The organism is Streptomyces sp. NRRL B-1140 (genome assembly GCF_001280065.1).
GTDB lineage: Bacteria > Actinomycetota > Actinomycetes > Streptomycetales > Streptomycetaceae > Streptomyces.
Window position 1 is genome coordinate 1 of the sequence record NZ_LGEA01000152.1, and the last position, 2,131, is coordinate 2,131.

General features: G+C 70.2%; 3 protein-coding genes. All 3 read right to left on the reverse strand.

Features of this window, described 5'->3' with window-relative positions:
- The coding region (locus ADK65_RS37730; RefSeq protein WP_159038863.1) for an adenosylhomocysteinase at positions 1 to 147 on the reverse strand (147 nt) is incomplete at its 3' end.
- Entirely contained in the window at positions 113 to 1,003 is an 891-nt protein-coding gene (gene metF, locus ADK65_RS34450; RefSeq protein WP_053675233.1) for a methylenetetrahydrofolate reductase [NAD(P)H], read from the reverse strand. The genes metF and ADK65_RS37730, both read right to left, overlap by 35 nt.
- Positions 1,000 to 2,131, reverse strand: a 1,132-nt coding sequence (locus ADK65_RS34455) for a vitamin B12 dependent-methionine synthase activation domain-containing protein (protein ID WP_324614333.1), incomplete at its 5' end; no start/stop codon positions are given. The genes metF and ADK65_RS34455, both read right to left, overlap by 4 nt.

The following is a 2,131-nucleotide window of genomic DNA, read 5'->3' on the forward strand; positions in this document are numbered from 1 at the left end:
CTTGCGGATCGCCATCAGGCCCGGCATCTCGTGCTCGGCGAGGGTGATCTCCTTGCGGCCGAACGCGGCCAGGGACAGGTCGGCGACCTTGAAGTCCTGCCGGCTCGTGACATCAGTCGTGGACGAGGACACGTGTGCTCCTTGCATTCGGTACGGAATCCGCCGTCGAGCCCAGTACGTTGTGGTGGATCTCGAGCGTCGCGGTGGACCTGTTGAGAGTGATGTAGTGCAGCCCCGGGGCCCCTTCGGCGAGCAGGCGCCGGGCCATGGCGGTGGCGTGTTCGACCCCGATGGCATGGCCGTCGGCGGGGCGGTCCCGGGCGGCTTCCAGACGGTGCGCGAGGTGTTCGGGGAATGCCGCTCCGGACAGTTCGGCGAAGCGCCGGATCTGACGCACGTCGGTGGCGGGCATGATCTCCGGGATGATCGGGGTGTCACAGCCCGCCGCCGCCACCCGGTCCCTCAGCCGCAGGTAGTCCTCGACGTCGAAGAACATCTGCGTGATCGCGTAGTCGGCGCCCGCGCGGCACTTGGCCACGAAGTGCCGGATCTCGGAATCCCAGTCGGGCGAGCGCGGGTGCCGCTCCGGGAAGGCGGCCACCCCGATGGTGAACCCGCCCAGGGAACGCACGAGTTCCACCAGCTCGACAGCGTGTGTCACACCCTGAGGGTGGGGGACCCAGGGGGCGTTCGGGTTGCCGGGCGGGTCGCCTCGCAGCGCCAGGACGTCACGGATGCCGGCGTCGGCGTACTGGCCGATGATGCGCCGTAGTTCGGCCGTCGAGTGACCTACGGCGGTCAGATGGGCGACCGGGCGCAGGGTGGTCTCCGCGGCGATGCGGCGGGTGACGTCGATGGTGCGCTCGCGGGACGAACCGCCGGCACCGTAGGTGACGGAGACGAAGTCGGGGCGCAGGGCCTCGACCCGGCGGATCGTGTCCCACAGGGCGCGGGTGCCGTTGTCGGTCTTGGGTGGGAAGAACTCGAAGGAGAACGTCGTCATGCGCGGCCTCCCGCGTTGAAGTACGTGGCTTCGGGGTGGTGGACGACGATGGCGTCGGTGGATTGCTCGGGGTGCAGCTGGAACTCCTCGGACAGCTGGACGCCGATGCGCTCCGGCTGCAGGAGGTGGGCGATCTTCGCCCGGTCCTCCAGGTTCGGGCAGGCGCCGTAGCCGAGGGAGAAGCGCGCGCCCCGGTAGCGCAGAGCGAACATGTCCTCCATGACGGCGGGGTCCTCCCCGGCGAAGCCGAGTTCACCCCGCACCCGGGCGTGCCAGTACTCGGCGAGCGCTTCGGCCAGCTGCACGGAGAGTCCGTGCAGTTCGAGGTAGTCGCGGTAGGCGTTGGCCTCGAAGAGGCGGGCGGTCTCCTCGCCGATGCGCGAGCCGACGGTGACGACCTGGAGGCCGACGACGTCCGTCTCGCCGGACTCCTCGGGGCGGAAGAAGTCGGCCAGGCAGAGGCGGCGGCCTCGCCGCTGGCGCGGGAAGGTGAAGCGGGTCCGTTCGTTGCCCCGCTCGTCGAGCAGGATCAGGTCGTCGCCCTTGGACACGCACGGGAAGTAGCCGTAGACCACGGCCGCCTCCAGCAGGTTCTCCGTCTGGAGCCGGTCCAGCAGACCGCGCAGCCGGGGCCTGCCCTCGGTCTCGACGAGTTCCTCGTAGGTGGGTCCCTCGCCGGTGCGGTTCTGCTTCAGGCCCCACTGCCCCTTGAACAGGGCGCCCTCGTCCAGCCAGGACGCGTACTCCTTGAGCGGGATGCCTTTGACGACACGGGTGCCGAAGAACGGCGGGGCGGGCACCGGGTTGTCCACGGCCACGTCCGAGCGCACGGCGCCCCGCTCCTCGTCGGCCTGCAGGACCTGCGCGGTCGCCTGCGTCGGCACGCGGCGCTTCTTGAGTTCGGGCAGGCAGGCGCCGGGCACGCCGCGCTTGACGGCGATCAGGGCGTCCATCAGGCGCAGGCCCTCGAAGGCGTCGCGGGCGTAGCGGACCTCGCCTTCGTAGATCTCGTGCAGGTCCTGTTCCACATAGGCGCGGGTCAGGGCGGCGCCGCCGAGGATGACCGGGTAGCCGGAGGCCAGGCCGCGCTGGTTGAGCTCCTCCAGGTTCTCCTTCATGATCACGGTG